Consider the following 303-nt stretch of genomic DNA (forward strand, 5'->3'; position numbering starts at 1 on the left):
TTCCAACTCTGGCAACCTAGCTCCACGTGCGTTATTCCCAGCGAAAGGCCTAGTGCCAGATGAAGATTACAAGGTACTTTACTCAGGTAAGCATGACCAATCGATTCTAGGCGTCTTTAATGGAGATTATGACGCAGCACCTGTGGCATCGGACGTGTACGATCGTATGGTAGCAGCAGGTCGTGTTGACGATTCTGAACTGAAGATCATCTACCGTAGCCCACGCTTCCCAACGTCTGCGTTTGGCTATGCTTACAACCTAAAACCAGAGCTCGTTGAGAAGATCAACGAGGCTTTCTTTAG

General features: G+C 48.5%; 1 protein-coding gene. It reads left to right on the top strand.

What is annotated here, in order from left to right; all coding sequences use genetic code 11:
• The coding region (locus tag AB4512_RS23705) for a PhnD/SsuA/transferrin family substrate-binding protein (RefSeq protein ID WP_372175962.1) at positions 1–303 on the top strand (303 nt) is incomplete at both ends.

The organism is Vibrio sp. 10N.222.52.B7, assembly GCF_041474275.1.
Lineage (GTDB): Bacteria > Pseudomonadota > Gammaproteobacteria > Enterobacterales > Vibrionaceae > Vibrio > Vibrio crassostreae_C.